The sequence below is a fragment of the Neiella holothuriorum genome, assembly GCF_019457915.1.
In the GTDB taxonomy this organism is placed as follows: Bacteria; Pseudomonadota; Gammaproteobacteria; order Enterobacterales; family Neiellaceae; genus Neiella; species Neiella holothuriorum.
The window spans coordinates 76,230-83,290 of sequence record NZ_JAHZSS010000021.1; the positions used below are offsets into that span (position 1 = coordinate 76,230).

4 protein-coding genes are annotated in these 7,061 nt (G+C 48.0%); 3 read left to right on the forward strand and 1 reads right to left on the reverse strand.

Annotation, left to right across the window (positions count from 1 at the left end):
• Positions 1-24 precede the first annotated feature (24 nt).
• Entirely contained in the window at positions 25-1,674 is a 1,650-nt protein-coding gene (gene pgi, locus K0504_RS15055) for a glucose-6-phosphate isomerase (RefSeq protein WP_220104974.1), read from the reverse strand.
• Positions 1,675-2,024: 350 nt separating this feature from the next.
• Between pgi and K0504_RS15060 the strand changes: the two genes are divergently transcribed.
• The 3 genes from K0504_RS15060 to K0504_RS15070 all read left to right on the forward strand — a co-directional run bounded on the left by K0504_RS15060 (position 2,025) and on the right by K0504_RS15070 (position 6,966).
• Positions 2,025-2,201 carry a DUF3545 family protein gene (locus K0504_RS15060; protein ID WP_220104975.1) on the forward strand — a complete coding sequence of 59 codons (177 nt, stop codon included), beginning with the start codon at positions 2,025-2,027 and terminating at the stop codon, positions 2,199-2,201.
• A 351-nt stretch (positions 2,202-2,552) separates the two neighbouring features.
• The gene (locus K0504_RS15065) at positions 2,553-4,616 is read left to right on the forward strand and encodes an extracellular solute-binding protein (RefSeq protein ID WP_220104976.1); all 2,064 of its coding nucleotides are present in this window, start codon (positions 2,553-2,555) and stop codon (positions 4,614-4,616) included.
• Positions 4,617-4,902: 286 nt separating this feature from the next.
• On the forward strand, positions 4,903-6,966 hold the full coding sequence (locus K0504_RS15070; protein ID WP_220104977.1) for an extracellular solute-binding protein: 2,064 nt from the start codon (positions 4,903-4,905) through the stop codon (positions 6,964-6,966).
• The last annotated feature ends 95 nt before the right edge of the window (positions 6,967-7,061 follow it).

The window sequence follows — 7,061 nt, forward strand, 5'->3', positions numbered from 1 at the left end:
GCGGCCTTTTATCTGACCTAAGCCTTACTTACGCCAAGCTTTATAGGTATTAATTAAGCCATTGGTAGAGCTGTCGTGACTGCTAACGTCTGCATCATCGTCTAACTCAGGCAAAATTTGGCTGGCTAATTGTTTGCCCAATTCGACGCCCCACTGATCAAAGCTATAGATGTTCCAGATAACGCCTTGAACGAAAATCTTATGTTCATATAAGGCAATCAAGCGGCCTAACGTCGCCGGCGTCATTTGCTTGAATAAAATCGAGTTAGTTGGGCGATTTCCTTCGAAGACTTTATGCGGCACTAGTTCAGCGACGTCTGCAGCAGATTTACCCGCTGCGGCAAATTCAGCTTCCACTTGCTGTTTGGTTTTACCAAATGCCAGCGCTTCGGTTTGTGCAAAGAAATTAGCCAACAATTTTGGATGGTGATCACCCGTAGGGTTGTGGCTAACAGCAGGCGCTAAAAAGTCACATGGGATCAGTTTCGTGCCTTGGTGAATCAGCTGATAAAACGCGTGCTGACCATTGGTACCGGGCTCGCCCCAGATAATTGGGCCAGTTTGGTAATCAACGGCTTCACCGCTACGGCTAACGTATTTACCGTTGCTTTCCATATTGCCCTGCTGGAAATAAGCAGCAAAACGATGCATGTATTGGTCGTACGGCAGAATGGCCTCGGAATCGGCATCAAAGAAGTTGCCATACCAAATGCCTAACAGCGCCATCAACACAGGAATATTTTCAGCGAAGTCAGCTTGCTGAACGTGCAGGTCAACTTCATGAGCGCCTTGCAAAATAGCTTCGAAGTTGTCGTAGCCGATGGTCAAAGCAATCGACAAACCGATCGCACTCCACAAGCTGTACCGACCACCGACCCAATCCCAGAATTCGAACATATTGGCGGCATCGATACCAAACGCAACCACTGAATCTTTGTTGGTGGAAAGGGCTGCGAAGTGTTTGGCAACGTGAGCCTCATCGCCAGCAGCATTTAAGAACCAATCGCGCGCACTGTGGGCGTTGGTCATCGTTTCTTGCGTGGTAAATGTTTTAGAGGCAATAAGGAACAAGGTTGTTTCTGGGTCAACCTTCTTCAGGATCTCAACAATATGAGTGCCATCAACGTTAGAAACAAAGTGAGGGGTGACGTTTTTCCAGTATGGCTTGAGTGACTCGGTCACCATCACTGGCCCTAAATCTGAGCCACCAATACCAATATTCACAACATCGGTAATGGCTTTGCCGGTATAGCCGGTCCAGCTACCACTATGAACTTTTTCACAGAAGGCTTTCATTTTAGCCAATTCGGCATTAACCAATGGCATCACATTTTCGCCATCCACAACGACTTCCGTATTGCTACGATTACGCAATGCCGTGTGCAGAACCGCGCGATTTTCGGTGGCGTTAATTTTTTCGCCCCCAAACATAGCGGCAATGGCTTGTTTCAACTCAGTTTGTTCAGCGAGGGCAAACAACTTAGTCAGGGTTTCGTCTGTGATAAGGTTTTTTGAGTAATCAAACAGAATGTCTTCGAATTGAAGCGAATATTTGTTGAAACGCTCGTTGTCTTCGCCGAACAGGGCTTTGATACTGGTTTCTTTCATTGCACCAGCGTGTTCGCCAAGTTCAGACCAGGCTTGTGTTTGTGACGGATTAATTGATTTGAGCATGGGTTCTCCTCTAATTCGAGCTCGAGCTAGCGATGCACACGTTTACCTTGCCAATCCTTTGGTGACATTGGCAAATTTGTTAGAAGTATTAAGGTGACAGTGTACAACTTGTTGGTTTGACTTCACCTCATGCAAGCGTAGCGCCCTTGCTGGCTTGCCGGGAAAAGATAGCAGAGAGGTTCGCATATTACTGAAATTAGTCTTTGATCTCACCCCATTTCATTGCGAATGAGCAGCGTCACATAAATGCAACATTTGTCGTTTACTTTTCATCCTGCTGTGATATCAAAACAGTGTCATTTTTTAATGACATCACCACGATGTTTGAGCATTTTTTTGGGGAATGCACAATGGAACGATTGGAATTTGGTTACTCCGAACACTCCTATGATAAACCGGGCCGCGCAACTCGCAATAAACGCAAATGGCGCGAAATTGAATCTCTCAAAGAAAAATACCGCTTAAAGAAAGAACTACAGGAACTAGACTGGGGCGACGACTTCGCTGTCTCAGAACTAGAGCTGTAGGAAAAGCCCCGCTTGCGGGGCTTTTTGTTATCCACCACCGCCTAAACGTCACCACTTGGAGACTGGCTTACTGCGCGCTAATGAATGCCATGGCGTCAAACCTCATTGACTCAGCACTCTGCTAATTCGATCACGCGACATCACACTTTTCATAGACTTACCGCCGCCCTTTGAACCTGTACTAAACTAAAAGTCTCCGCGAGGTCGCTCATTAACATGGTCGATTTCTGTTATCGCTCTTGCACTGAATCACAATGACCTGTGCCACCAAGCGTTGTCCATTCGCTAGCGGCAACCAAAAGTTCTTACCGAGAGGTTTGCAATGCAACAATTCGTTCAGTTGGGTGGGCAATGAGCAAACGGCTGCAACTATTAGCCTTGTCGCTATTTCTCTTATCACTTGCCACGCTCGGACATGTTCAGGCAAAGACCGCGTTGAAAGTCGCAACCTATGAACTTCATCCCTATGTGGGCAGCCAGTTAGAGCAACTGGGGGCAACCAGCGAAATTGTCTCAGCGGCATTGCAGCAGACCCCATATAGCGCTGACATTTCCTTCTATAAAGCCGCTCGCGCGAAGGAGTTAGCGATTCAGGGGCTGGTAGATGCGGTTTTTCCGGCGGTTTACGATGCAGAACTCAGCAGCAAATTGGTATATAGCGATGCGATTCCCGGCATTAAAGTTGGTCTGTTGCGCAAAAAAACCGGGCAACCACATTCGTCACTCACGTTAGTGGGCAAATCCATCGGCATCGTGCGGGGCGCCATACCACCAGTTATCTCCAAACGCTTTACTGGTGCGACATTTCATGAAAAAGCTAACAACCAAATTCTGTTAAAAATGCTGATGGCTGATCGGCTCGACTTTATCCTTATCAACAAATTCACCGCTGCGGATTTAATGGTCGATCAATACCCAGAAATGATCGGTCAGCTCGAATTTGTTGAGTCGACAACCTTAAGCGTTGATTTTCACTTAGCGTTTAGCCGTTCGTTCGCCAATGCTGAAAATCTAGCGGCGCAGTTTAATCGGAATTTGAATCAACTGATCGCCTCCGGCGACATGCAGAAAATCTACTATCAACATGGCTTGTCATTGTTTACGGCAAGCAAAGGCAAGCAAGTTTTGCGTGTCGCCACCGTCGCCAACAATGAAATGTTGACCATGCAAAAATTGGCCAACCTTTACCAATTTGAGCATCCAAACATCCAATTTGAGTGGCACGTGTTGGATGAGAATATTTTACGGCGTCGATTACTTAGTGAGCTGGCCATCGGCAAAGGTCAATACGATGTGATGACCATAGGCGCCTATGAGGCGGCTACTTGGGCCAAGCGCGGATGGCTTACCCCTATCGCTAACTTGCCCGATGATTACCTAGAGAACGATATCATTACATCGATTCGTGACAGCCTAACCTTTGACGGCCATATGACCGCTTTGCCGTTTTATGGCGAAACCAGTGTTACCTACTACCGCACTGACTTATTCGCCACTGCAGGGTTATCGATGGCATCTCACCCTAGCTACGACGATATTTTACGATACGCCAAAGCCATTCATAATCCGCAAGCAGGAACATACGGCATATGTTTACGCGGAAAGCCCGGCTGGGGCGAGAACATTGCTCTGTTGTCGACCATGGCCAATGCCTATGGCGGACAATGGTTTGATATGCAGTGGCAGCCTCAATTAACGACAGAGGCTTGGCAAAAAGCCCTAAGTCGCTATCACGAATTGCTGGTTAATTACGGCCCTCCCATCCCTGAGGAAAAAGGCTACAAGCAAAACTTACAGTTGTTTGCGGCCGGTAAGTGCGGCATTTGGATTGACGCATCGGTAGCTGCGGGCACCTTGTTTTCACCCACAACATCAACCGTCAGCAACAGCGTGGCTATGGCCCCCGCTCCTAAAGCGATTACCAGCAAAGGCTCAAGCTGGCTATGGACTTGGTCACTGGCTGTGCCGTCGTCATCAAAGTTAAAACCCGAAGCACTGGAATTTATTGCCTGGGCCACCTCCCCTGCATACATCCAGTTGGTTGCCCAAATGTCGGGTTGGATCGCTGTGCCGCCGGGCACCCGTCATTCAACCTATGCGTCAGAAAAATACCGCGCTGCGGCGCCATTTTCACCTGATATTCTTGAGTACATTGAAAACGCCACACCATTTGACAATACCCTGCCACCATCGCCATACAGTGGCATTCAGTTTGCGGCCATTGCCGAGTTTCCGGCCATTGGTACCCAAGTTGGATTGCAAGCTGCTCAAGTGCTGCGAGGCGAAAAGACGGTTGAGCAAGCCTTGCTCGCAGCGCAACGTTTCGTGCAGGCAAAAATGAGATTAGCGAATTACCACCCCCAAGACCACCAAGACACAGAGACCGACGCACCATCAAATGAGCAAGACAAATAAGAGGCGGAGTAATCCATGAGCGAAACGCCTGTTGGCCACATTCATGGCAACCTCAACTGAGGTTATCCGCACTGCGCTCGAAAGTGCTTGCCCAATAAGACAGCTCTCCTCACAATCTTTATGTTGCGAGCCACAACCTCTCTTATCTATCGACATGAAACGTGGGCTAGCGCCGATTCCTACATTTTTGAACCGAGTAAAAATACATATTGCATACAATCCGATATATGCTCTAAAACAGCTCAACATCATAGAACCTAGAAACGCAGTCAGAGGGCGCACCGTAGTGAGCTTAATTGTTGATCTGTTCAAGCGAAGTTGCTTGCGCAGTAAAAGGGCCTGCCGTTTTCATGTCGCAAATTTACTTGGCCTCGCCTTATTGTCTGGCCATTGCTTCGCTGCGCCTACAATCAATCTCTCAACGTATGAATTAAGCCCTTACGTAGGCATTCACCTTCATCAGCAAGGTGCAATTACTGAGATTGTCAAAGCATCCATTGGACAAAGCTCGCTCGGCGCAGCCGAAGTTCAAATACATGCGCCAAAGCGTGCCCAAAGCTTGGCATATAGGGGCATTACTCATGCCATGTTTCCTGTCATTTATGACGCCCAGCTCGCCAAAGATTTTATCTACTCGGATCCGATGCCAGGCTTTCAACCTGGGTTATTAAAACGCACTCAACAATCCTCTCCTATAAACTCTGAAGGACAAGGGCAAACCATTGGCGTGATTCGCGGTAGCTTGTCTCGCCTTGCACCGCAACGATTTCCACAAGCGCGAATAGTTATCAAAGACGATAATCAAACGCTGTTGGAAATGTTAGCGTTAGGCCGCCTCGATTTTGTGTTCATCGACAAATTTACCGCTGCCGACTTAATGGTCGATAGTATCCCCGAACTTATCGGCAAGTTTGATTTCGATGATGCGGGCATGGCGCCATTGGATTTCCATGTTGCATTTAATCGCCACCAGTACAACGCCGAATACTTGGCCTTCCAATTTAATGAAGGCCTTACCAAAGTGCGTGAGTCCGGTCAGTTGCAACAGATCCTGTATAGCCACGGTTTATATACGTTCGAGCAGCCCAACGACAAAAAAGTCATTCGTATCGCAACCGTTGAAAATGACGACATGTTGGCGATGCAGCGCTTGTCCACTCACTTCGAAAACCAGCATCCCGACATCAAGCTTGAATGGCACGTATTGGAAGAAAACACCCTGAGACGGCGGCTGTTAAGTGATCTGGCGATCGGCGCCGGCCAGTATGATGTGCTGACCATCGGCTCTTTGGAAGCGTCAACTTGGGCTCCCAAAGGATGGTTGACGCCTTTTGGTGATTTACCGAGCCATTATGATATCGAGGATCTCATTCTCCCAATTAGAGAAAGCTTGTCATACAAGGGCTCTCTCATGGCATTGCCATTTTACGGAGAAACTAGTTTTACCTACTATCGCACCGACCTGTTTGAAAAGGCTCGGCTGAAAATGGCGGAGAAGCCAAGTTATGATGACATTCTGCGTTATGCGCAGGCAATTCATGATCCCGAAAACCAAGTTTACGGCGTGTGCTTACGAGGCAAGGCCGGCTGGGGCGAAAACATGGCCTTCGTATCAACCATGGTAAACGCTTATGGCGGTCAGTGGGTCAACATGGATTGGCAGCCTACGATGACCTCCAAACCATGGAAACAAGCCATCAGTCACTATATCCAGTTACTACAAAATTATGGCCCACCCAACGCTCATCAAAATGGCTATGCCGAAAACTTAGAATTGTTTGCTGCCGGCCATTGCGGCATTTGGATAGATGCAACGGTCGCTGCCGGCCTTTTGTATGATCCATCGCGCTCCAAAGTCGCGAGCAAAGTAGCCGTAACAGAAGCACCATCGGCAGTGACGGATAAAGGCAATGCATGGCTCTGGGCTTGGTCTCTCGCCATCCCAAGTTCGTCAAAGTTAAAGCAAGAAGCACAACAGCTAATTACGTGGGCAACGTCAAAACAATACATCGAGCTGGTAGCCAACACATTTGGCTGGGTTGCCGTTCCACCGGGTACGCGTTATTCAACTTATGCTTCGAAGCAATACCAAGCTATCGCCCCTTTTGCACCGTTGGTTATGAGCAGCATTATGAACGCTAGCACTAAGGACAGCACCTTGCCGCCTTCGCCCTATCAAGGCATTCAGTATATTGATATCAATGAATTCCCATCCCTGGGTACAGAAGTTGGCTATCAAATCAATCGGGCGCTGACTGGAAAGATCAGCGTCAATCACTCGCTTACCTCATCACAGGTATTTGCCGAACAACGTCTGATGGCTGCGGGCTACATGAAGCCAAGGGAATAACCTATAGAGCTTTGTTAATGTGCCGTCCTAAAATAAGTTGACGGTTTTTATTAAGCCAGCGTTCCTTCAACGCTGGCTTTTTTGTGCACTTGTTC

Excerpts from the sequence above, each read along its gene's own strand:
- K0504_RS15060 (WP_220104975.1), top strand. The coding sequence starts at position 2,025 with ATGGAACGATTGGAATTTGGTTACTCCGAACACTCCTATGATAAACCG.
- pgi (WP_220104974.1), bottom strand. The coding sequence starts at position 1,674 with ATGCTCAAATCAATTAATCCGTCACAAACACAAGCCTGGTCTGAACTT.
- K0504_RS15065 (WP_220104976.1), top strand. The coding sequence starts at position 2,553 with ATGAGCAAACGGCTGCAACTATTAGCCTTGTCGCTATTTCTCTTATCA.